Genomic DNA, 21,828 nt, shown 5'->3' on the forward strand with positions numbered 1-21,828 from the left:
GCCCTTTTTACGCCCGGCAGAAAGAAGTGGATCGTGGCGGCGTTGACCAACGCGGCTTCTCCGGACAGCCGCGCGGCGTGCTTTCGTCTGGACGCCGATGTGGTCGTCGACAAGGCAGCGCAAGTCAATGAGTTCCTCGCCTATTGCGCCGTCGAGCATTGACGGGCGCGCGGACGCCACCCAGTCCCGTGCGACAACTTTTCTGGGGGGGATGTGATCCCATATGCCCCCTAAGGCGAGAGGGGGAGTTCTCATTGGCGTGATGCCTGCAAGCGCAGATGGTTATTTGTATCTCTTCGTACAAGGGCGCACTCCGTCCGCCTACAACCAGTCGCCATGAGCGATGAACAATCCCTCTCCATCATGGAAGTGGAAAACTCAGATCAACATGGATTGGCGATCCAGGCTGCCGAATGGCGCCGACGAGCGCTCCGTGGTGATCGAGATGCCCGAGGCATCGCGCATACGCTCGAAGTAGAAGTCCGACGGCTCCGCGGCAGCGCTCCGGCCATCAATCACGAACTCGACACCCGCCCTCTCGCTGTTTGGGCCGCTGCACGGCCCTGGTGGAAGCGTTGGTAAGGCAGTCTAAGCGGCCATTGCACGACCTTGTTTTAGAAAGAAGGCGTCGCGTTGCGCGACCACGGGTGTTCGGCGGGTCGACCGCCAAGCTCTCGCCGGGAATCCGCAAGCCGACCGCTTCGACTTCATCGTGCTGAGCGAGCTGGGCTGCTTCCTCGGCCGCAATGACGTGCGCCTGCTGGCTGGCTGCTGCCAAGACACGCTGGAAGCCGGCGGCACCTTGGTGGCCCGCGACTGGTGGCCCGATTTCGCACAGCACAGACTCCCCACGCAGAAAGTACATTGCGCGCCGGCTTCGCTCGGCTTGGCACGCCTGGCGTCCACGAGGAAGACGATTTCGTGCTCCAGGTCTGGACACGCGATGGCCGCTCGGTGGCCGAACGCGAGGGCATCCGGTGACCGGCGTCGTCGTTTCCCGCGCGAAACAGTGCGCGCATCGGTGCGGTGCTCAAGGCCATCCGCCGATGAATTTCGCCGATCATGATAACGACATTGACCCGAGATCAAGGCGCCGGCGCTCAAAGATGCGAACTCGAGGGAAGGCCGGAAAGAACAGCGCGTTCATCAAAGCACCTCTTCCAAGTGCGCGCGACGCTTCGCACTTGCCTTTTCGCCGACTTTGTACATGGGCCGCGATTGCGAGTGAGGTCGGAAAAAGACGCTCACGCCGCGGGAAGCGTCCTCAGGTCTCCGACAGAGCGCGGAGAATTCTCAGGCGTTCCTGTGTGGCTCTCAGGACGGATTCAGAAGACCAGGGGGCGGTGCAGTGGCATGGTCGTCCATCTCAGTGCAGAGGGTTTCGTCCAGTACCGGCATCACCCCCTTCAGCAGCCTTGTCTCGACTGCAAGCACGACAGCGAGATGCAGTGTGCTTGGCAGGACACGTCCATTCAGATAGTCAAGGACCAACGTTTCGGCAGCAAACAAGGAAAGTGACATGGCGCGGGCCTATCGGACATCACGCCACAGTAGCGGTGGCCGCCGTCGAAGTCTGTTCGATACCGCGCCTATGCGCCACAACCCAGGGTCTGGTCCAAACACCGTCCGCACCTACTGCCCAGCGTTGCCTCGGAGCCGTCGGCGAAGACTAGGGGGCCATCCGTTTATGCCGAAGCACGCCTTGATCAAGGCGGGGGCTAAGTCGCAGCGAGCGCACATGTTCGGTATCGCACGGACAAGACGCAGGCGACCTTCTATAAATTGGGAGCTGAAGTGGTCTTGCGCACTTTGCCGGGCGCTTGAGCAAGCGCGCGTACATGCATGGCACCCTCCAATTTCGACCGAAAAGAACGGCTTCGTATGAACACGTTTTTCAATCCCAAGGCTTCGATCCTCGTTGTTCTCATGCTGGTGCTGCCAATGGCACAGGCAGCGACCATGACCAAGGCCGAGTACCGGGCCGGCAAGACCCGCATCAGCGCGGACGTCAAGGTCGGCAAGGCGGCGTGCGCCCCCTTGGCCGGCAACGCCAAGGACATCTGCATCGAAGAAGCAAAGGGCAAGGAGAAAGTTGCACGCGCAGAACTGGAGTACGGCTATACCGCCAAGTCCAGCGACCAGAACAAGATGCTGGTTGTGAAGGCAGAGGCGGCCTATGCAGTCGCCAGGGAAAAGTGCGATGACCAGTCGGGCAATGCCAAGGACGTGTGCGTCCAGGAGGCCAAGGCTCTCAAGTCCAAGGCGCTGGCCAACGCCAAAATGGGCAAGGAGATCGGCGAGGCCAAAGTCGATGCCAGCCAGGCGAAGCGGGATGCCGACTACAAGGTCGCTACCGAGAAGTGCGACAGCATGTCGGGTGACGCCAAGGCAAGTTGCATGGCCGCTGCCAGGACAAAGTTAGGGAAGATCTGAATCTGCGAGGTGCGCAAGGACTACTCATCGTGGAAGCCCGCAAGCTCAATGGTCTCTGGCCGACCACGGATGACTTACCGCGCCGCTGGCTCGAGGCGTCTGCTCCCAGCCTGTCCCTCCAGGATCAACCACTCCGGTTTTCATGCCCACGGCAGCGAACGATACAGCGCCAGCACTCTGCCCATGGCATCTTCGAACGCGGGGAGGTCACCTTACATCGGACCGCAGATCTTCGTAGCCCTTCCGAGCCATTTCCATCACTTGGACAGCCTCCATGGCCCTTGCGTCAGGAATGACGCCCTTGGAGGCACAGGAAGCCAACAAGATGTTGTGGATCTTGCTCAGATCCGCGGAAGAGATCGCCTCGCCCGATTCCAACAACAACCAGATGTCATAGACGTCCTGGCGCCGGTTTCGCCTTCGGATCGGCTGCTGAAGCAAGGAGCGCATCTTTTCAGCCAGCACATTGTGTAGCGTGTACGAGCGAATGGTGGCTCCCCCATCCAGCTCCAACATCTCCACGTCGAAGACGGCCTCGTTGAAGCTGTAGTCGATCTCGACCACTTGGGCGGATTTGCCGGCGTTCAGCCGGGCCATGGCGGTCGCATTGGTTTTGTCTGCGAATCCGATCTTCAACGCCAGGTTGTGGTGGGTGCGATTCTCCCCTTTGGGCTCGAGCCTGTGTGACTGTAAGCGGCACGCCGTACTGTAAGGCAGCCTCTCCTCTGCCGCGAGCAAGCCTTCGCGAATCTCCGACAGAACGGCCTCCACACTCTCGGGCGCGTACTTGTCGCTTGTGGAAAAATCCAGGTCCCGCGTATATCGCGAGCTGTCATAACGAATGGCCAGCAACAAGCCGCCTTTCATGACCATCTTGGCCTGCAGGTTCTGAGAATGGCCAATGCTGTCCAAGATCGTATGGACGGCCTCGCGGAAACCCTGCTGGCCATTGGGCGCATTCGTCACCCATGCGGCGATATCGACTTCGTTCACGGTGACTCCGGGACGGAATCCGGTGGCGCCAAAGACGGCACGTTCAACGACAACATCCATCTCTCCGAAAAGACCGGGGCGTACTCCTCCTGTGGATCCAGCTTGCGCGATCCGCCGCGCTGGACGCTCGATGCCCAGTCGTCGATGCGAGAGTCCTTCAATCCACACACTTCTTCCAACAGATAGCCCGCCCGGGCTTGCTCGATCGATTTGCCATGCCTCGACACCTCATCCACGATGAGGCTCAAGTACTTGGCGGCGTATTCACGGTAGGTATCCACGACATGCTGCATTCCTCCGCAATACTCGGGCTCCCGCAGCATGTCCAGAAAAGTACGGCCGACCATCGCCACGCGGATGGCTGGCGACTTGATGATCTTGAAGGCCCCTCGATGCGACCGGCGCATCAACTCGACCCTCATGCCATCGATCCGCTCGAACTTTTGGTACCGCAAGGTGGGCAATCCTGCAGAAAGATGGGCCTCCGCTCTCTTTTTTCGATCCTTGTCCATGCGGGCCGCAGCCTGCTCCTTCCACTCCTTGTCCGGGGGCGTAGAGAGGTAGAGGATTTTGGAGAACCGATCCGTGATGCCGTGGTATTCCATCGCGCTCAGATGGCTGACATAGGCAAAGGGATCGACAGCACAGGCGATCTCCATGGGCAACGGCTTGACGTGGCCGAAAAGATGAAAAACCGTTCCCGCCTTAAAATCCTTGCTGGGGGAGATGAGCCCGAAAGAGGCTAGGCGCTGAACGATCTCTGTATAAATCTCCGCCGATATCTCGACCTGCAATGCCGAAGCTTGGTCGGCGGCCAGCGAGCCCAGTTCATAGTCCGTGATGACCGGCCGCTCCCACTTGCCCAGCCACTCCTGAAGCAAGCGCGTCAAGACCGTTGCGGCGTGCGAAATCTGCTTGACCTTCATGGCAACATAAAATCTGCGTCCTTAGGACGCAGATTTTATGTTGCCAGCAGATCGGTGTCAAGCGGGAATGATGCGTCGCGATAACATGTATATAAAATACGTCCTAAGGACGTATTTTATATACATGTTCTTTCCTCGCAACCAAGAGAATCGCGCAACGGTTTCGCCTTGGCGTCGCGTCCGGTTTGAAGCGCTGCCCATGCAGCTGCTCGACCTTCAATGAGCCGAACAGCGTCTCGCTGCAGGCGTTGTCCAGCCATTGACGACTCGACTATGCTTCGCCCGCCGCGCATGCGGCGCCCCTCGTTCCGCCGCGCTCATCGACGGACGCCGGACCGACCCACCTTTTCGCAGAGAGAAAGAGTTCGCCCTATGTTCCGCACCCTGCTCAAGTCCAAGATCCACCGTGTCGCCGTCACCGACTGCGAACTGCACTACGAGGGCTCCTGCGCCATCGACGAAGACCTGCTCGATGCCGCCAACCTGGCGGAGAACGAGCAGGTGCACATCTGGAACATCAACAACGGCCAGCGCTTCGTCACTTACGCGATCCGCGGCGAGCGCGGCACCGGCATCATCTCGGTCAACGGCTCGGCCGCACGCCGGGCCTCAGTGGGCGACCTGATCATCATCGCGGCCTTCGGCCTGGTGCCCGAAGACCAGGTGGCCGGCTACAAGCCCAAGCTGGTGTTCGTGGACGAGGCCAACCGCATCAAGGAAGCGCGCGCACACATTCCGGTGCAGGCGGCTTCGGGCGAGGCCATCGCGGCGTAACAGAGCACGGCGTCCGAAGAAGAACCGAGAATTTCGGACATTTCATCTCCCGCTTCTCCGAAGACATCGACATCACGGTCTTTCGAGATGACCTGGTCAGGGCGTAGAGGCGGCAGACCTGGACGGGCTCAGCGTTAAAAGGCGCCGGGCTCGCCTCGACGCCATCCGCGATGCATGCCAAAGCTACATCGCAGGCCAGTTGACCGCCCCGTTCACCGAAGTCGCGGCCGCTGCGATTCCCGGAGGCCGACCCCGACGACAAGGACGGGCAAATCCTGCTGTTCTGGTATCCCGCGGTCACGGCGGCCGAAGGCGACTACATCCGCGCTGCCGTCAAGATCGAAGCTGCTGCCAAATCCGCCCTGGACCCACATATCGCCGCAACAGTAATGCCCTACGTAGCGGCCGATTTGCCCGATCTGAACCTCGCTGTTGGCAACGTCACCACGGTGCAGCCCGAGCGAACATTCTGGGACAAGGTCATCATCCTCCTCGGTCTGCGCCAATGGTACGACCGCCGCCAGGAACTGCGGCCCGAAGGCCAGCGGATATCGCGTCACTGTTACGACGTCCACCGGCTCGCGCAGGCAGTCGGAACACAAGCTTGGCAGAAGCTCGCCGCCGACTGCGCCACGCACGCCAGGCTGTTCTTCGGCAGCCCCGACTTGGGCCCGGATACCGCGGTTGCAGGCACATTCACGCTGACCCCAATGCGGCAATGCAAGACGCGCTCGTGCGGGACTACGCCGCGATGTCGGGCATGATCTTCGGCGACATCCCACCTCTGAATGCAGTGCTGGCCAGCGTTGCCGCCTCGCAGGAGGCAATCAACGCCGCAGTCCGCAGACCGTTGCAATCAGGGAAGCCAACCTGAAGCGTCGCTCAAATTGGATGCGGGTGGCCTCATCCAGCGGGTTCATGGAATGCACATGGAGCACCGCGACTTCGACGTTGTCGGCGCGCAGTTGCTCGGCCACCTCATTCGGACTTTGCGAGTGGACAGGTCGACCTCGACATCCGCTACGGATGCGCCTCCTCCACCGGTCCATCCCGAGCGATCGACTTACAGTGCATCCAGCGGGTAGATCGGACGCCGCACGCGCTCGAAGCGCAACTTCGAATAATCCGACGTCGTCACACCGACGCTGTCGCATTCGATCACGTCGGCCGCCAGGCTGCCGAAGCCGGCTCGCCAATGCACCCGGCTCTTCAAGACGAGGTACCTGACGCGATCCAGATCGATGCCGAGCGACATGAGGTACGCCAGGTCATGCGGCTCGGTCGCCACGGAAGTCACCACGACCTGGACGCCGCCGGCCTGAAGCACGACGGTCTTGCCTGCGCTGATCGCTACCCCAGCCATCATGGGACCGCGCAGCCGGAATGCGCCATCGTTGATGGTGCGAACGCGCGCCGAAAGGGTGAGCGGCGGGTTGGCATCACCGGTGGTGGTCAGCTCGCTCAGGCCACCGAGCGACAGCGTGACTTCGTTGCCGATGCCTGCTGCAATGGCCTCCTCCACCGCCTGCGGATCGCGAATGGCGTAGAACACCGCGTCCTGAAGGTCCTGGCGCAGCACCTCGGCCAGCACGCCTGTCGTGTCCATCGTGCCACCGGACGCGCTGTTGTCGCAGTGATCGAGCAGGACGACCACCCGCCCGGCGGCCGACTTGGCCTGTGCGACCGATTTCGCCAGGGGCTGTCCCTTGTACACGAAGGCCGAGCGGTTCTCCCAGGCCTGATCCAGCAATTCATCGCGCACTTGCCTGGCCTGTTCTTCATTCGCGTCCGTGCACACCACGGCCGACAGGCCGGCGTTGCGGATGTCCGCATGCGGAAAGCCGGTGAACACGGAGGCGGCGAGCACCGTCCCGGCTTGCTCGAGTTCGATACACCGCGCCTGCAGCGACCGGTTGGGCTGCGCATGCGTGCCCTGGCGCATGACGTGCGGCAGCATGGGCCGGTTGTCCCACGCGAGCACGGGACGAATTTCTCCACGAATCGTGCGCACCAGGAGTTCCGCGGCCCGCCGGCCCGCGGCGGCCATGTCGACGTGCGGATAGGTGTGGTAGCCGCTGAGAACCGTCAGGCGCGCGACCATCTCGGGATAGAGATTGGCGTGCATGTCGAACGCCGCACCGATCGGGACTGTCGGCTGCAGCTCGCGAAGCCGGCGCAGGAGTTCGCCTTCGCCATCTTCATGCGCGGGCGTGACCATTGCCCCATGCAGATCGAGCAGGATGCCGTCGAAGACCTTGCCACGGGCTGCGTCGAGGATCAGTCCGACGATCCGCTCGTAGGCTTCGGTGTCGACCAGCCCGCTCGGGCTCGCTTCGGCGACCACGGCCACCGTGATCTCGCAGCCTTCGCGATCGGTCACTTCAAGGAAGCCGCCCATTCCCGTGCCCGTGCCACGCCGGGCTGCCGCCGCGGCATCACCGACGAGTGGGGTGTCGCCGTCGCGGAAAAATCGCTGCAGCGGCGTTGGCGCGGGCGAGAAGGTGTTCGTTTCGTGCTTGAAACAAGCCAGGAGCAGGCGAAGGGGGGCTTTGTGGTTCATTGATTTCCTTGGAGTCGTCGATGGATGATTCGCAGCGGTCAGGCGTCCACCGCCTGAAGAACCGCATCCCACGCAAGGTCCGATGCGGCTTCGGCAAGCACGAAAGGGTCGACCGTTGCAGTTCCTGTTCCCGTGGAGAGCGCAAAGAGGATGTCGCCGTCGTGCGGCGTGTGGAACGGCTGGATGGCGCGAGCCATCGAGGAGTGGACCTGCCTGCCGAGTTGCCGCAGCAGCAACGAGGGCATGGGCTGGTCGATCACGAGCACGGTGAGCGTGGTGTTCTCGGTGGTGGCAACGGTGCCCACCGGTTCGGCGGGCGCGCCGGCTGCGGCCGGGGCGGTGGGCACAAGCACCTCGCGCGGATGATGGCGCACGCCCGTGCGCCGATGACGCAGGCCGCGCACCACTCGACCTTGGCGGTCGACGATCACGCCCAGCGCATTGACCACGGTGGCAATGAAAACGCGCGTTCCGCCGATCATCGCGAAGGCGGCGCCCTGTCCGCCGGGCTCGCGCTCGTAGTCCGGATAGGCCGCGAACTTGCCCACCGCGGCCGAGCGCCCCGCGCCGCGCGCGCCCTGCGGAAATGCCCCTGCCTGCGCCGACCGGTAGGCTGCCGCGCCGAGCGCCTTGTCCGGATAGATCGAATTGGTGCGCCCGCCGAAGTCATAGATGATGGCGCCGGAGACCAGCGCGATCTTTCCCCAGCCCACGGCACCGCCGCGCTCGGCCAGCATGCTCGATGCCACGCCGGTGGCCGCCTCCAGCCCGTACAGGGAGCCGCCCGCAAGGCTGACCGCATCCACGCGCGGGTAGCCGCCAAGGAGGCCCGGCGCGCCGCCGCGCACGTCGACCTCGCAGTCGGCGCCGCCCTTGACATGAAGGACCGTGCAACCGGTGGGCCCCTCCTCGTACTCCGCAATGCCGATCCTCAGTTGGGGAAAGTCAAAGGACAGCGTTCGGCCGTCCGACGGACCGTGCCACAGCCGCGGGACCAGGCCTTGCCTGGCATTCACATCGTTCTTCATCATTTCTCGATTCTTTCCTGTTCAGGCTGCAGCCTGCCAAAGGGCCTGGCTGTATGCGTGGTGCGGTTTCTCGTAGAAGCGTGCGGCATCGCCGATCTCGACCACTTCTCCCGAGCGCATCACCGCGATCCGGCTGCACACGTAGCGCGTGGCTGCCAGGTCGTGGGAGATGAAGAGGGCGGCAAAGCCGTGGCGCTGCTGCAGGTCACGAATCAGATTGAGGATCTGCACCTGCACGGAAACATCGAGCGCGCTGACCGCTTCATCGAACACCAGGAACCGGGGCTGCGTGATCAACGCCCGCGCGATCGCGACCCGCTGGCGCTGGCCACCGGAAAGCTCGTGCGGGAAGCGCTCGGCGAACCCTGGGTTGAGGCCCACCAGCGCGAGCGTCTGCACGACGCGGTCGCGGCGCTCCCGGGGCGTTCCCGCACCGCTCACCGCCAGCGGCTCCGCCACCGACACGCCGAGGCGCAGCCGGGGATTGAGCGCCCATTCCGGCTGCTGCAACACCACCGACATGCGGCCCGCGAGCAGGAGTTGCCGGGCTCGGCGCGAGGCCGGGACGACATCGCCGAGGAAACGCACCGCGCCCTGCGTGGGGGCCTGCAGCCCGAGCAGAAGCCGGCCCATCGTCGTTTTTCCGGAGCCGCTTTCTCCGACCAGGCCGAGCGTTTCACCGGCTCGGATGCACAGGCTCACATCGCGCACCGCGTCGACGCAGCGCCGGTTCCAGACCGGGCCCGCCGTGAACGTCACGCCCACGCTCTCGAGCGACACCACAGGCTCCGTCATGCGGCCTCCTTGAATTGAACCCGCTCGCCGGCGTGGTGGCATGCGACCGAACGCCCCTCGATCTCGCGCAGCTCGGGCCGCACGGAGCGGCAGTCGGCGTTGGCATGGCCGCAGCGGTCGGCAAAGGCGCAACGTTCACTGCGGCCGCCGAGCGCCGGCGGAGCGCCGGGAATCGATGCCAGGACCTCGCCGAGTCTTTCCCTGCCGGGCGCCACGGCAAGCAGCGCCTGCGTGTAGGGATGCGCAGGCCGTGCGAACACCACCGATGCCGGGCCGTACTCGACCACACGGCCCGCATACATGACGGCCACCGTGTCGCAATGGCGGGCCACGGCGCGCAGCTCATGGCTCAGCAGCACGACGCCGGTTCTCATCGAATCGCGCAGCGACACGAGCAGCGCAAAGATCTGCTCGCGCAGGGTCGCGTCCAGGGAGGCCGTCGGCTCGTCGGCCACCAGCAGCATCGGCCCGCGCGCGATGGCCATCGCAATCACGACGCGCTGCGCCATGCCGCCCGACAGCTGGTGCGGAAAACTGCGTTCGACACGCTCGATGTCGCGCAACCCGACGCGCGCCAGCAGGTCGCGCACCGCCGCCTTGCTGCCAGATGCCAGCGCAATCTGCTTGCCGACGCGCATGGTCGGGTCCAGCGCGACCATGGGGTTCTGGAAAATGAAGCCGAGCGTGCGGCGCCGCAGCTCGCGCAGCGCCGCGTCATTCAATTCGAAGACCGGCTGCCCGTTCACCTTCAGTTCGCCGCCGGGCCGGCGGGCGTTGTCCGCCAGCAGGCGTCCCACAGCCAGGCCCAGGGTGCTTTTTCCCGAGCCGCTTTCCCCGACCAGTCCCAGTACTTCGCCGGCGCGCACCGAGAGTGTCGCACCGTCCAGCGCGCGGTGCGTGGCACCGGGTGCATCGCCGAACTCGATGACGAGATCCGTCACCTCCAGCAACGGGGGTTTTGTTGCTTCATTCATCAAAGCCGCCTTCCGCGCAAAGGTTCAAGGGCGTCGCGCAGGCCGTCGCCCAGAAGGTTCACGGCCACGATCGACAGGGCCAGCACCACGCCGGCCGAAAGAGCCAGCCAGGGCGCGATCGTCAGATACACCGAGCCAAGGCGCAGCAAGGCGCCGAGCGAGGACTCCGGCGGCTGCGAGCCGAGCCCCAGAAAACTCAGTCCGCTCTCGATCAGGATGCCGATCGACACCGCGTAGGTGAACTGCACCAGCACCGCGCCCAGCACATTGGGCAGCAGATGGACCAACATCACGCGCAGGCGCGAGGCGCCCGCCACCTCGGCCGCCGTCACGAAGCCGCGGCCCACCATGCCGAGCGTGACCGAACGCACCACCCGCACGAAGAGGGGCAGCGTGGCGAACAGGATCACGGCGAGCGCGGAAATGCTCCCGGGACCGACCACTGCGGCCACCAGCAGCCCCAGCATCAGCGCCGGAAAGGCGAACATGATGTCCATCGCCCGAGCGATGACCGTGTCGAGCCAGCGCCCTACGTACGCGGCGTACAACCCGATCAGCGTGCCGAGAATGGCGGTGCCGCAGACCGATGCCAGCGCAAGAACGAAGGTCGCACGGATTCCGCGCACGACGCGCGGCAGCAGGTCGCGGCCCAGTTCGTCCGTTCCGAAGGGCATGGCCCAGGAAGGCGCGGCGAAGCGCGGACCCGCGCCGATCTGGTCCGGGTCGCCCAGCGGCAGCCAGGGGCCGAGGGCTCCGAGCAACAGCAGCGCGAGAAGGACCAGCCCTCCGGCGGCGGCCAGATGATCGCGGCGCGCGAAGCGCAGGACGGTTTTCATGAGTTGCATCGTTCGCGTCCTCACCCGTGGCGCCTGGCGTCGATGCGGGGATCGAGCACGGCATACCCCAGGTCTGCCACCGTATTCACGGCGATGAAGACAGCGGCGGCAAGCAGCACACCGGCCTGCACGACCGCGTAGTCGCGGTTGCCCAGCGCGCTGTACACGTAGAGCCCGATCCCGGGCACGGAGAACAGGATCTCGGCAATCAATGCGCCGCCGAGCAGGTAGCCGATGTAGGTGGCCGTCACCGTCAGCACCGGGATCGACGCGTTGCGCAGCACATGGTGGCGCACGATCTGCCAACGAGTCCGGCCCTGCGAGACGGCGGTGAGCACATGGCCATCGGTCAGCACGCGCTGGACCGAATCGCGCGTGGTGCGGACCAGCAGCGCAATACCGAAGATGCCAAGGCTCATGCCCGGCAAGAGCGTGGCGCGCAGGCTCACACCCGGGTCTTCGGTGAGCGGCACGTAGCCGCCGACCGTCGCACCGAGGCTCCATCTGGAAAATATGTACACGAGCACGCTGCCGAGCACGACCTCGGGCACGCTGGCCCCCAGTGCGCCCACCACGCGGCCGACGGAGCGCCACCTGCCTACGCCCAGGCCCGCCAGCAGGCCCAACGGCAACCCGACGGCCAGTGCGGTGGCTGTCGCGATCAGGGCGACCTGGACCGTGGCGGGCGCGCGGCGCAGCATTTCGTCGGCCACCGGCTTGCTGGTTGCCATCGAGACCCCGAGGTCGCCGGCCGCAGCCGCAGCCAGCCATTTCACGTACTGCGCCGGACCCGACTGGTCGAGCCCGAACTTCGCGACCAGTTCGGCGCGCGCCTCCACGGAGGCATCCGGGCCCAGCACCATCTGCTCGAAACCTCCCGGCAGCAGGCGCAGGCCGGCGAAGACCAGGATCGACACCCCCACGAGGGTCAACGCCGCGATCGCGAGGCGCAAGGCAAGGTAATAGACGATTCGCATCTTGGGGCCCTGCGACTCAGCGGCGCTTGAAATCGGCGACGTACTTGAAGACGTCGAAGTTGCCTTCGAGCGGGACGAAGCGCGCATCGAGCTGGTCGCGCCGGAAGCCGATATAGTCCGGCTTGCCGACCAGCGGAATCATGTTGGCCGAGCTCTCGATCAATCCGCAGGCACGCGTCATCAGCTTGTCGCGCTCGGGCCCGTTGGGTGTCTGCCGGACCTGCGCCATCAGGTCGCCGTATTCGGCCACGGGCTCCAGGAATGTCGTGAAGACCGGCGAGAAGCCGGAGGTCCACCAGTTCAGGACGATGCCGGGGTCCGAGAAGCCCGCGAACCAGGTCAGCGACGCATCGAAGTCCGAGTCCTTCGGGTTCGTCGTCAGGACGCGCTTGTACCACTCGGCCACGGGCACTTGCTGCACCTGGACGCTGAAACCGGCTTCCTGCAGCTGCGGCTGCAGCACCTGGGCGATCAGCGGATAGGTCACCAGCACGGACGAGGCAATGAGGCTGATGCGCGGATTGGGATGGCCTGCTTCCTTGAGCAGCGCCTTGGCCCTGGCCACCCGCTCCTTGCGCGGCAGCGTGTAGCTCGGCAGTCCGTCGCAGAGCTTCTTGCCGAAGGCACTGGGCACGGCGTATTCGACGGCCGATTCGCCGCCGAAGACCGCGTTCGCGATCGCGGGCCGGTCCACGACCAGCGCCGCCGCCTGGCGCACGCGGCGATCCTTGAAGACCGAGTTGCCGTTCAGGCCGCTCAGGTCCAGGTGGAAATAGTTGGGCGTTTTCTGCACCACCGACTGCACGCTCGGGATCGCACCCAGCAGGCGCGGCGTGTCCGGGTTCTCGAAGGTCGCCACATCGATGCTGCCGTCACGCAAGCCGGCCAGACGCGCCGCATCGTCGGGCATGACCCGGATCGTCATCTTGTCCATGAGCGGCTTGCCGCTTTGCCAATAGTGCGGATTGCGCTCCAGCAGCCAGGCTTCGTCCTGGCGGTGCTGCGCCACCTTGTAGGGCCCCGAGCCGAGCATTCCCTTGGCGGGGTCGAAGCTGCCGGCTTCGATCTCCTTCATCGGCAGGATCGAGGTGGTCGCCACCGAAAGTATGGAAAGCAGCGCGGTGTTCGGCTTGGCCAGGTCGATGCGCACGGTGTGCGCATCGATGGCGACTACATCGTTCACGCCGCCGATCTGCTTGCCCCAGCCGCGCGCCTTCTGCGGATCCGTCAGGCGCTTGAGGCTGCCCACCACGTCGGCGGAGGTCAGCGGCCGGCCATTGGAGAACGCCGCATTCTTGCGCAGCCTGAAGACATAGGACGTGGGCGAGACCTGCTCCCAGGATTCGGCCAGCTTGGGCGTGATGTTGAGCTTGTCATCGGTGCTCAGCAGCTGGTCGTAGATCAGGTAGAAGACCGTCCACGACGAGCCATCGCCCGACGAATGCGGATCGGTGGAAAGCACCTCCGACGGCTTGCCCCAGATGACGGGCTTCTGGCCCTGCGCGAGCGCAAGGCCGGGCAGCACAAGAAGAGATGCGGCCGCCACTGCTGCGGGCAGCCAGGCCCGGCCACGCCTGAGCGCACACGAGATTCCAGTCATTTGAACTATCCGTCCTTCCGATTGATGACACACAAATGTTATTCGACTAACATTCAATAGGTCAATGCAATATTAATACCAGCACATAGGAGTAATCCCTTGCCCCCTCCCACCGCACAGACGAGAGCGAGAGATCTGGGCTTGCGCTTCCCTGGCAAGACCGGCCCCGCCAACGCCATCACGGACATCCCGGGCGTCGAAGTCGGGCAGACGACGCTCATCCATGGGGACGGCGCGCTGCATGTTGGTGCGGGGCCCGTGCGCACCGGCGTGACGATCGTCCTGCCGCGAGGCCGCTCAGGCGTGCTGCAGCCGGTCAAGTCCGGTGTGTATGCCCTCAACGGCAATGGAGAGATGACCGGGACGCACTGGATCGAAGAGGCCGGCATCTTTCGAGGCCCCATCGGGCTCACGAACACGCACAGCATCGGCATGGTCCATCACGCGCTGGTGCGATGGCTCACCCGGGTCGATGGCGACCGCGGTGCCTACCCGTGGCTGATGCCGGTGGTCGCGGAGACCTGCGATGCCATGCTCAACGACATGGACGGGTTGCACGTGGAGGAATCCCACGTCCTGGAGGCCATCGCCGCTGCAGCGCCCGGTGCCGTCGCCGAAGGCAGCGTCGGCGGCGGCACCGGCATGGTCTGCTATGGCTTCAAGGGCGGAACGGGCACGGCATCGCGCATCGTGGGCGTGGCGGGCCAGGACTACCGCGTGGGCGTGCTGGTCCAGGCCAACATGGGCATCCGCCCATGGCTGAGCGTTCTGGGCGTGCCGGTCGGCGAATGCATGCCGGGCCCGGGCGGCCAACACAACGAGCCGGCCGCGCGCGAGCAAGGCTCGATCATCGTCGTCGTGGCGACCGATGCACCGCTTCTGTCCAGCCAACTCAAGCGGCTTGCACGGCGTGCCGCGCTTGGCGTGGGCAGAACCGGCACGCCGGGGGGGGACGGCTCGGGCGACATCATGCTGGCATTCAGCACCCACTCGGACCAGGCGCCCGGCGATCATGGCGTCTGCCGGACCGAGTACCTGGCCCAGCACACGCTCGATCCGCTCTTCCTGGGCGTGGTGGAAGCCGTGGAGGAAAGCATCCTGAACGCGCTGGTTGCCGCCCGGACCATGGTGGGGCGAAACAACACGCGCGTGGAGGCGCTGGATCACAGTATGCTGGTCGACCTGATGCGGCGCCATGGCCGCCTCGCCGAGACCCGATGAAATCCCCTCCTTCCCTTTTTGAACGCATCGAAGCGGCGTCCTCCGAGATGACACGCTCGGAGCGGCTCCTGGCCGCCTACCTGACCGCGAACGCGCGCGAGCTGACCCTGGAGAACGCTGCATCGGTGGCGCGAAAATCCGGCGTGAGCCCGATGACCGTCGGGCGCTTTCTGCGCACGCTCGGCTACGACAGCTTCGACGAGGTTCGTCGCGAAACCAGTCGCCTGAGCGCACCTGCGGAGCTTCGCATTGCCGGGCGCTTCGAGCAATTCAGCCGCAGCCAAGGTCCTGTGTCCGACGCGCGCAGTGCGCAACTCACGCAGCAAATCGACGCGCTGGTGGCCGCGCACGATCTGGCGACCGGAGAGCACTGGAACGCCATGGTGCGGCAGGTTGCGACATCCCAACGTGTTTTTGTCGCGGGCTACCAAACCGTGCGCGGTGTTGCCTCCGACTTTGCAGCGCGCCTCGAGTACGTGCGCGAGGGCGTGAAGTTTCTCGACGGTGCGGACGGCACCTACGCCGAACTTCTAGGCGCCCTGAAGAGCCAGACACGCTGTCTGGTTCTTGTCGACATTCGTCGCTATGCGAAGCAAGCCGAAGCGCTGGCTTCGGCGGCCACGGAAGCCGGCATTCCGGTCTTTGTCATCACCGATGCCTACTGCCACTGGGCTCGAACCTACACCCCCCATGTCTTTCATGTGCAGACGGATGTCGGATTTTTCTGGGACTCCACCGTTGCGATCGTGGGCTTCATCAATCTCCTGATGAACGGCGTGATCGAGCAACTCGGGAAGAAGGTGGGTGAACGTGTCAGCCGGCTCGAGAAGCTGCAGGACCGATTTGGCGCGTTCCTCGATTGACCGGTTCGAGGTCCATTCCAAAGGGCAATCCGGCAAGAACCCTGAGGACATTGCTTGCCCCGCCGCGGCGCGCTGAATAGACTAGGCGCCATGTCGACCCCTCTCGTCTTCACCCACACCGCTGCAGCGCTGCTTGCTGCAGCAGAGTGCGCGCGTGCACGCGTGGCGTTGAAGTCGGGTCGCAGGCAACCGCCCGCACATTTCTAGGCCCGGCGGTCGCTCTCTTTCTTCCTTCCTCTTCAGCGCAACCATCCACCGCCGGGCACAAGTTCCGCGCGTCCGCGGCCATCGTCGTTCGTCGACGGGTCCGCATGAATGGAGTGCGTCAATGCATGCAACGATCCACGGCGAGCGCACGCTCACCGAACTTGATTTCGCCCGCCTGAACAAGCTGCCCAGGCTCAACCTGCCGCCCAGCCTGGCGGATCTTCTGGACTGCGCCGAGGTGACCAGTTCGAGGGCTGTGCCCGGCAACATCGTGACGATGTGCTCGCGCGTCGAGATCGTCGACGCGCACACGCGCCGGCGGCAGACGCTGACCATCTGCTACCCCGAAGAGGCCAAGCCCGCGGCGGGCCTCATCTCGGTGCTGTCGCCGGTGGGAACCGGCCTGCTCGGCCTGAAGGTCGGAGACACCGCCAGGTGGCAAGCCCCGAACGGAGAGGCATGCGCTGCGGAAGTCGCGGCGATTCTCTTTCAGCCCGAGGCGACCGGCGACTACACCACGTAGGCGGCTCAGGAGGACGGCCGCGACAGCGTTGCCAGTTTCTTCTTCGCGCTTTGCAGGAGCCCGATCCGCTCGGCGGGCGGCTGGGCCTTGGTGTCCCCGAGCGCGACGATCTCGAGCGCGCAGGCCGCTGCCAGCTTGGATGCGAGCGGGTCGCGCACCGCCAGGCCGTTGAACCTGGCGTTCGAAATGACATGCACCTTCAGGTGGCGGTGGATGGTCTTCGACAGCTTCTGGCAGGCGGCTGCCATGGCCCCTTCATCGGGTATGGACTGGCCGTGCACGACCAGGAGCTCCAGGGTGCCGTCCTTGTCCTCTCCCAGCAGGAAGGCACGCAAGACCGAGTCCTTGAACTTGCTGCGCAGCATCGAGCGAAGCGGTTCCGCGGCGGCGAACGACTTCAGCGCGATGCTGCGCAGTTCCTCGTGGAAGACGAACGAACGGTCGAGCGTCACGGTGTCGGGCTCGTCCGCCTTCGGCTTTTGCCTCTTCAGGATGCCGCTGCCGACAAGGTGCTCCAGCGTGCGCGCCACATCGGCGGGATCGAGCTTCGAGCGCCGGGCAAGCTCGCTTGCTGCAAACGGTTGGTCGGGAGCCGCATAGACGACCTTCAAGAGCTTTTGCACCTCAGGGGCAAAAAGAAAATCTGCGGCACTCATTTTTTCTGGATCCGGATAAAAGGATCGCATTATCGGGACGAATATCGTCCGCCATGGCGGTCTAGAAGAGCCCGCGCTGCGAAGTCGTCAAGGCCATGAAGCTCTCTCCGATGGGCTGAAGAATGGCGTCGGCGATCGGCTGGAGCTGCCGTGTGAGGTAGTGCTCGTAGTCGATGCGCGAATGGCGGGTTTCCAGCGGCTCCGGCCCGTTCTGCGTCATGACGTACTGGATCCAGCCGCCTTTCTGATACTGCCTGGGCCGACCGATGCGGGCGTTGTGTTCGTCCGCGATGCGCGCGGCGCGGACCTGCGGCGGCACGTTGACCAGGTAGGCGTCGAGCCGATGGCGCAGGCGCTTGCGGTAGATGAGCAGGTCGTCCTTGGCGCCCGCCAGCGTCGACCTCGCATAGTCGGTCACGAACTCCTTGTAGGGCTCGCCCTGGAAGATGCGTGACAGCAGGCCCTGCTGGAACTGCCGCGCGAGCGGGGTCCAGTCGCTGCGCGCCATCTCCAGGCCGCGGTACACCATCTCCTCCTTGCCCGCGGCATCTGCACTGAGGCCGGCGTAGCGCTTCTTGCTGCCGACCTCCGAGCCGCGGATGGTGGGCATGAAGAACTTCTTGTAGTGGGTGTCGACCTCGATCTCGAGAAAGCTCTCCAGGCCCTGCTCCTCCCGCATCGTGCGGGTCCACCAGGCATTGATGTCGGCGGCCAGGCTGGCCGCGACGGCGTGCGCCTCTTCGTTGCCGTGGGTGCGCTTGAGCCAGACGAAGATGGAGTCGGTATCGCCATAGATGGCCTCGTAGCCCCGCTGCTCCACGAATTCGCGCGTGAGCTTCATCATCTCGTGCCCGCGAAGGGTCACGGCGGAGACCAGCTTGGGGTTGAAGAACCGGCACTCGGCCGCGCCCAGCACGCCGGCGAAGGAGTTCATGAGCAGCTTCAGCGCTTGCGACAGCGGCTCGTTCTTCGCCCGCTTGGCCTCGTCCCGGGCGCGCCAGAGCGTGGTCACGATTTCGGGCAGGCAGTGCCGGTCGCGCGAAAAGACAGTTCCCTGGGGTCCCTGGACGCGCGCGGCCGGTTGTTCGCTGGCGTTCGAGCCCTCGACGAGGCCCACCGGATCGACCAGGAAGGTCCGGATGATCGAAGGGTAGAGGCTCTTGTAGTCCAGCACCACGACGGAGTCGTAGAAGCCCGGCTTCGAATCCATCACGTAACCGCCGGGATAGGCCTTGCTCGGGATCTCGCCCACATTCGGCGCCACGTAGCCCAGGCGATGCATCCGCGGCATGTAGTGGTGGCTGAACGCGGCAATGGAGCCGCCGAAGTGGTCGGCCTGCAGGCCCGTGGTCTGGGCCCGTTCCATCACGAACTGCAGCAGCTTGGCCTTGTCGAAGATGCGCAGGACCAGCTCGCAGTCCCGGATGTTGTAGAGCGCGAGCGCGGGCTTGTCTTGCTGGTAGCGCCGCTCGATCTCGGCCATCTTGTCGTACTCGTCGCCGATGGCCTTGCCTTCGCCGAGCAGCGCCTGCGAGACGGTCTCGAGGCTGAAGGACGGGAAGCTCCACACCGCGGCCTTGAGTGCGTCAATGCCGTCGATGACGACCCGGCCCGGCGTGGGCGCGAACAGGTAGCCCTGCTTGCCCGGATGGGTGCGCCATTCGATGGGACGGCGCTCCCGCCCGAGGAGGAGCTGCACGCCGCACTCGTCGGCTGTCTTCTGCAGCACGCGCAGGTCGAACTGGATGACGTTCCAGCCGATGATGACGTCGGGGTCGTTGCGCTCGAACCAGTCGTTGAGCTGCTCGAGCATGGCCCGGCGCGACGGGCAATAGACGAGCGAGAAGGCCATGGGCTCGCTCGATTCAGGGGGCAGGTCCGATGGCGGCTCGCCGAGCATGAAGACGACGCGCTCCGGCGTGCCGTCCAGCGCAATGGAATAGAGCGCTTCGTGCTGGCTCGTCTCGATGTCCAGCGACACGAGCTTCAGCACCGGCCGGAATTCGGGCGCGGGCTTGAGTTTGCAGTCGACGATGGTCGCGCGCTCCGCCCGCCCACCTTCCACCCGCACGCCGGCGGTGATGAAGCGTTCCATCAGGTAGCGGTCGTGCGGGCGCACGTCGGCTTCGAGCAGGGGAATGTCCTGCGCCTGGAGGGCGCGTGCCAACCGGCCGAGCTGGCGGAAGTGCGTCGCATAGACACCGAGGACCGCTTCCTGCTGGAAGGTCTTGAGGGCAAGTTCGCGCAGCTGCATGCCCGGCATGGCCGCGAGGTGGGCTTCGACCGCCGCGCGGTGCCGGGCGGCGACGAAGGCGACGCTGCGCCGGGAGGTCAGCACCACTTTCCTCGGCCCCGCGTCGGTGGCCAGCCAGTACTCGATCTCCGTGCCGGCGGACGCGTCGCGCCAGTGGCGCGTGAGGATGAAGCCCTGGAGGTCGGTGGATGTCACGAGAGCGCTTGAAAATTCGGGCAAGGCGGGAGGGCGGACGGGGGGCACGGGCGATTTTCGCCCGGCAGCGGGACTGGTTTGGCAGAATCCAGGCAACTTCACTTCCTCCACGAACATGCTGCGCCTCGTCCTCATGACTGCGTTGAGCCTCGCCACCGTGGAGGGAGCGGCTGCTCAATCGGCCGAGCCGCGGCCGGCCGAAGCCGCTGCAGAAGCAGCGCCGGTGACGACGTATGCACGCCTCGTCTCCGCCAGCCAGGAGGACGACGGCAAGCTGTATGTCCGACTGAAGCTGCTTCCGAGGGCGAAGCTGCCTTTCACGGTCCAGAGATTCAGGGTGACGGACCGGACGCTGCTGGCCGGCATCGCGGAGGGTTCGTGGGTGAGGTTCACCGCAAAGCACATCGATGGCGAGAACACATTGACCTCCATCCAGGCCACCGCCGAATGCAAGCGCTTCCAGAAATGCGGTTGAGGCTTCGGCCTGCCGGGGAGTGCATCATTGCGGGCACCATCCCGCGCACGAAGGAAAACCCATGCCCTCCTCCTCCACCGACTACGAATCGCTGTTCGAGTTTGCGCCGATGTCGCTCTGGCTCGAGGACTACAGCGGGCTGCGCCGGCTGTTCGACGGGTGGCGCAGCGCCGGCGTGGTGGATCTGGTGGCGCACCTGAATGCCGAGCCGCAGCGCGTGCGCGATTGCATGGCGCAGCTGAAGGTGCTGAGCGTCAACCAGAGCACGCTCACCCTCTTCGGTGCGCAAAGCCAGGCCGAGCTGCTCTCGAAGCTGGGCAGCATCTTCCGGGACGACATGACCGCGCCGGTGATCTACGAGCTCGACCAGCTCTGGCGCGGAAATCTCTGCTTCGACAACCAGACGGTCAACTACGCGCTCGACGGCCGCCGGCTCGACGTGCACGTGCGCGTGCAGGTGCTGCCCGGACACGAGGCCACATGGGATCGCGTGCTGGTGTCGCTGGACGACATCACCGAGCGCGTGCAGGCCGAGCGGCTGCGCCTGGAGAGCGAGCGCTATGCGCGCGAGCTGTTCGAACGTTCGCCGGTGTCGCTCTGGGTGGAAGACTTCAGCGCCGTGAAGATCCTGCTCGACGATGTCCGCAAGCGCGGCATCAGCGACTTCACCACCTTCATCAAGGTGCACCCGGAGTTCATCACGCGCTGCATGCGCGAGATCCGCGTGATCGACGTCAACCGCGAGACCCTGCGCATGTTCGGCGCGGTCGACAAGAACGAACTGCTGGAGAACATCTCGGACATCTTTCGCGACGAGATGCACGACTCCTTTGCCGAGCAGCTGCTGGACCTGTGGAACGGCAAGATGCTGCAGCAGCGGGAAGTGATCAATTACGCGCTGACGGGCGACATGGTGAACATCCACATGCAGTTCGCGGTGCTCGAAGACCGGCTCGCCACCTGGGACCTGGTGCTGGTGTCGCTGATCGACATCACGGCCCGCAAGAAGGCCGAGGCCTACCTCGAATACCTGGGCAAGCACGACGTGCTGACGCAGCTGCGCAACCGCGCCTTCTTCTCGGAAGAACTGAACCGGCTGTCGCGCAAGGGCCCGTGGCCGGTGTCGGTGCTCGTGATCGACATGAACGGCCTGAAGCCCGTCAACGACGAGGAAGGCCACGCCGCCGGCGACGCGCTGCTGCGGCGCGTGGGCGAGGTGCTGAGCAAGGCGGTCGACGAGCCCGGCTGGCCCGCACGCATCGGCGGCGACGAGTTTGCCGTGGTGCTGCCCAAGACCGACGAGCGCGGGGCGGAGGCGATCCGCGACCGCATCGCCTCGATGCTCGAGCTGAACAACCAGTTCTACGCGGGGCAGAGCGGGCGGGTGCTGAACCTCGCGATCGGCCTGGCGACCTGCGAGGCCGGCGACCAGCTCGATGCGGCGCTGCAGCGTGCGGACCGCGCGATGTACGAGGACAAGGCCCGCCACTACCGCGAAACCGGGGCCGAGCGCCGCCGCGAGTAGGACGCGTCGGCGG

The 21,828-nt window shown here is 65.0% G+C and carries 20 protein-coding genes; 8 read left to right on the forward strand and 12 right to left on the reverse strand.

All coding sequences use genetic code 11. The features are described 5' to 3' along the window. The first annotated feature begins 1,881 nt into the window (after window positions 1-1,881). Window positions 1,882-2,433: a hypothetical protein gene (locus AC1DSC_RS20150; RefSeq protein WP_015866030.1), complete on the forward strand. Its 552-nt coding sequence runs from the start codon at window positions 1,882-1,884 to the stop codon at window positions 2,431-2,433. A gap of 207 nt (window positions 2,434-2,640) precedes the next feature. Here AC1DSC_RS20150 and AC1DSC_RS20155 read toward each other — a convergent pair whose 3' ends face one another. Together AC1DSC_RS20155 and AC1DSC_RS20160 are read right to left on the reverse strand one after the other, a co-directional pair. Next, window positions 2,641-3,426, reverse strand: coding sequence for a nucleotidyl transferase AbiEii/AbiGii toxin family protein (locus AC1DSC_RS20155; protein ID WP_015866031.1), 786 nt, complete (start codon window positions 3,424-3,426; stop codon window positions 2,641-2,643). Continuing rightward, on the reverse strand, window positions 3,423-4,352 hold the full coding sequence (locus tag AC1DSC_RS20160; RefSeq protein ID WP_015866032.1) for a type IV toxin-antitoxin system AbiEi family antitoxin domain-containing protein: 930 nt from the start codon (window positions 4,350-4,352) through the stop codon (window positions 3,423-3,425). Before AC1DSC_RS20160 ends, AC1DSC_RS20155 begins: the two co-directional genes overlap by 4 nt. A gap of 372 nt (window positions 4,353-4,724) precedes the next feature. On the opposite strand from AC1DSC_RS20160, the gene panD reads away from it, so the two are divergent. Both panD and AC1DSC_RS20170 read left to right on the forward strand, forming a co-directional pair. Beyond that, a complete protein-coding gene (panD, locus tag AC1DSC_RS20165; protein WP_015866033.1) occupies window positions 4,725-5,126 on the forward strand; it encodes an aspartate 1-decarboxylase in 402 nt (133 codons plus the stop codon). A 278-nt stretch (window positions 5,127-5,404) separates the two neighbouring features. Beyond that, window positions 5,405-5,890, forward strand: a complete 486-nt coding sequence (locus tag AC1DSC_RS20170; protein ID WP_230537884.1) for a nucleotidyl transferase AbiEii/AbiGii toxin family protein — start codon at window positions 5,405-5,407, stop codon at window positions 5,888-5,890. A 63-nt stretch (window positions 5,891-5,953) separates the two neighbouring features. Here the strand turns inward: AC1DSC_RS20170 and AC1DSC_RS20175 are convergent, their stop codons facing one another. The 8 genes from AC1DSC_RS20175 to AC1DSC_RS20210 form a co-directional block, all read right to left on the reverse strand. Next, on the reverse strand, window positions 5,954-6,103 hold the full coding sequence (locus AC1DSC_RS20175) for a hypothetical protein (protein ID WP_167313249.1): 150 nt from the start codon (window positions 6,101-6,103) through the stop codon (window positions 5,954-5,956). A gap of 86 nt (window positions 6,104-6,189) precedes the next feature. Further along, window positions 6,190-7,686, reverse strand: a complete 1,497-nt coding sequence (locus AC1DSC_RS20180) for a M81 family metallopeptidase (protein ID WP_015866034.1) — start codon at window positions 7,684-7,686, stop codon at window positions 6,190-6,192. Between the two features lie 38 nt (window positions 7,687-7,724). Further along, window positions 7,725-8,717 (reverse strand): P1 family peptidase, encoded by a 993-nt coding sequence (locus AC1DSC_RS20185; protein WP_015866035.1) that lies wholly within the window; start codon window positions 8,715-8,717, stop codon window positions 7,725-7,727. An 18-nt stretch (window positions 8,718-8,735) separates the two neighbouring features. Further along, complete coding sequence (locus AC1DSC_RS20190) at window positions 8,736-9,509, reverse strand: ATP-binding cassette domain-containing protein (protein ID WP_015866036.1); 774 nt, start codon at window positions 9,507-9,509, stop codon at window positions 8,736-8,738. Then, window positions 9,506-10,483, reverse strand: a complete 978-nt coding sequence (locus AC1DSC_RS20195; protein WP_015866037.1) for an ABC transporter ATP-binding protein — start codon at window positions 10,481-10,483, stop codon at window positions 9,506-9,508. The genes AC1DSC_RS20190 and AC1DSC_RS20195 overlap by 4 nt, the downstream gene beginning before the upstream one ends. Further along, a complete protein-coding gene (locus AC1DSC_RS20200) occupies window positions 10,483-11,319 on the reverse strand; it encodes an ABC transporter permease (RefSeq protein ID WP_041945808.1) in 837 nt (278 codons plus the stop codon). Before AC1DSC_RS20200 ends, AC1DSC_RS20195 begins: the two co-directional genes overlap by 1 nt. A gap of 20 nt (window positions 11,320-11,339) precedes the next feature. Beyond that, on the reverse strand, window positions 11,340-12,296 hold the full coding sequence (locus AC1DSC_RS20205) for an ABC transporter permease (RefSeq protein WP_015866039.1): 957 nt from the start codon (window positions 12,294-12,296) through the stop codon (window positions 11,340-11,342). 16 nt (window positions 12,297-12,312) lie between these two features. After that, entirely contained in the window at window positions 12,313-13,896 is a 1,584-nt protein-coding gene (locus AC1DSC_RS20210; RefSeq protein ID WP_015866040.1) for an ABC transporter substrate-binding protein, read from the reverse strand. A 99-nt stretch (window positions 13,897-13,995) separates the two neighbouring features. Here AC1DSC_RS20210 and AC1DSC_RS20215 point away from each other — a divergent pair, with 99 nt between their 5' ends. The 3 genes from AC1DSC_RS20215 to AC1DSC_RS20225 all read left to right on the forward strand — a co-directional run bounded on the left by AC1DSC_RS20215 (window position 13,996) and on the right by AC1DSC_RS20225 (window position 16,710). Beyond that, window positions 13,996-15,117, forward strand: a complete 1,122-nt coding sequence (locus tag AC1DSC_RS20215; RefSeq protein ID WP_015866041.1) for a DmpA family aminopeptidase — start codon at window positions 13,996-13,998, stop codon at window positions 15,115-15,117. Continuing rightward, entirely contained in the window at window positions 15,114-15,980 is an 867-nt protein-coding gene (locus AC1DSC_RS20220; RefSeq protein ID WP_015866042.1) for a MurR/RpiR family transcriptional regulator, read from the forward strand. The genes AC1DSC_RS20215 and AC1DSC_RS20220 overlap by 4 nt, the downstream gene beginning before the upstream one ends. A 328-nt stretch (window positions 15,981-16,308) precedes the next feature. Then, window positions 16,309-16,710 carry a GreA/GreB family elongation factor gene (locus tag AC1DSC_RS20225; RefSeq protein WP_015866043.1) on the forward strand — a complete coding sequence of 134 codons (402 nt, stop codon included), beginning with the start codon at window positions 16,309-16,311 and terminating at the stop codon, window positions 16,708-16,710. Window positions 16,711-16,715: 5 nt separating this feature from the next. Here AC1DSC_RS20225 and AC1DSC_RS20230 read toward each other — a convergent pair whose 3' ends face one another. Both AC1DSC_RS20230 and AC1DSC_RS20235 read right to left on the reverse strand, forming a co-directional pair. Next, complete coding sequence (locus AC1DSC_RS20230) at window positions 16,716-17,321, reverse strand: hypothetical protein (RefSeq protein ID WP_412512280.1); 606 nt, start codon at window positions 17,319-17,321, stop codon at window positions 16,716-16,718. A 106-nt stretch (window positions 17,322-17,427) separates the two neighbouring features. Then, window positions 17,428-19,815 (reverse strand): DNA polymerase II, encoded by a 2,388-nt coding sequence (locus tag AC1DSC_RS20235; protein WP_015866045.1) that lies wholly within the window; start codon window positions 19,813-19,815, stop codon window positions 17,428-17,430. A gap of 115 nt (window positions 19,816-19,930) precedes the next feature. Between AC1DSC_RS20235 and AC1DSC_RS20240 the strand changes: the two genes are divergently transcribed. Both AC1DSC_RS20240 and AC1DSC_RS20245 read left to right on the forward strand, forming a co-directional pair. Next, a complete protein-coding gene (locus AC1DSC_RS20240; protein WP_018905815.1) occupies window positions 19,931-20,290 on the forward strand; it encodes a copper-binding protein in 360 nt (119 codons plus the stop codon). 61 nt (window positions 20,291-20,351) lie between these two features. Continuing rightward, the gene (locus tag AC1DSC_RS20245) at window positions 20,352-21,815 is read left to right on the forward strand and encodes a sensor domain-containing diguanylate cyclase (RefSeq protein ID WP_015866047.1); all 1,464 of its coding nucleotides are present in this window, start codon (window positions 20,352-20,354) and stop codon (window positions 21,813-21,815) included. The last annotated feature ends 13 nt before the right edge of the window (window positions 21,816-21,828 follow it).

Source organism: Variovorax sp. 01N425, assembly GCF_056399465.1.

What these genes read in the sequence shown, in the direction of transcription:
- AC1DSC_RS20225 (WP_015866043.1), top strand. Translation starts at nt 16,309, where the DNA reads ATGCATGCAACGATCCACGGCGAGCGCACGCTCACCGAACTTGATTTC.
- AC1DSC_RS20220 (WP_015866042.1), top strand. Translation starts at nt 15,114, where the DNA reads ATGAAATCCCCTCCTTCCCTTTTTGAACGCATCGAAGCGGCGTCCTCC.
- AC1DSC_RS20200 (WP_041945808.1), bottom strand. Translation starts at nt 11,319, where the DNA reads ATGAAAACCGTCCTGCGCTTCGCGCGCCGCGATCATCTGGCCGCCGCC.
- AC1DSC_RS20205 (WP_015866039.1), bottom strand. Translation starts at nt 12,296, where the DNA reads ATGCGAATCGTCTATTACCTTGCCTTGCGCCTCGCGATCGCGGCGTTG.
- AC1DSC_RS20180 (WP_015866034.1), bottom strand. Translation starts at nt 7,686, where the DNA reads ATGAACCACAAAGCCCCCCTTCGCCTGCTCCTGGCTTGTTTCAAGCAC.
- AC1DSC_RS20245 (WP_015866047.1), top strand. Translation starts at nt 20,352, where the DNA reads ATGCCCTCCTCCTCCACCGACTACGAATCGCTGTTCGAGTTTGCGCCG.
- AC1DSC_RS20150 (WP_015866030.1), top strand. Translation starts at nt 1,882, where the DNA reads ATGAACACGTTTTTCAATCCCAAGGCTTCGATCCTCGTTGTTCTCATG.
- AC1DSC_RS20240 (WP_018905815.1), top strand. Translation starts at nt 19,931, where the DNA reads ATGCTGCGCCTCGTCCTCATGACTGCGTTGAGCCTCGCCACCGTGGAG.
- panD (WP_015866033.1), top strand. Translation starts at nt 4,725, where the DNA reads ATGTTCCGCACCCTGCTCAAGTCCAAGATCCACCGTGTCGCCGTCACC.
- AC1DSC_RS20160 (WP_015866032.1), bottom strand. Translation starts at nt 4,352, where the DNA reads ATGAAGGTCAAGCAGATTTCGCACGCCGCAACGGTCTTGACGCGCTTG.
- AC1DSC_RS20190 (WP_015866036.1), bottom strand. Translation starts at nt 9,509, where the DNA reads ATGACGGAGCCTGTGGTGTCGCTCGAGAGCGTGGGCGTGACGTTCACG.
- AC1DSC_RS20185 (WP_015866035.1), bottom strand. Translation starts at nt 8,717, where the DNA reads ATGATGAAGAACGATGTGAATGCCAGGCAAGGCCTGGTCCCGCGGCTG.
- AC1DSC_RS20195 (WP_015866037.1), bottom strand. Translation starts at nt 10,483, where the DNA reads ATGAATGAAGCAACAAAACCCCCGTTGCTGGAGGTGACGGATCTCGTC.
- AC1DSC_RS20210 (WP_015866040.1), bottom strand. Translation starts at nt 13,896, where the DNA reads ATGACTGGAATCTCGTGTGCGCTCAGGCGTGGCCGGGCCTGGCTGCCC.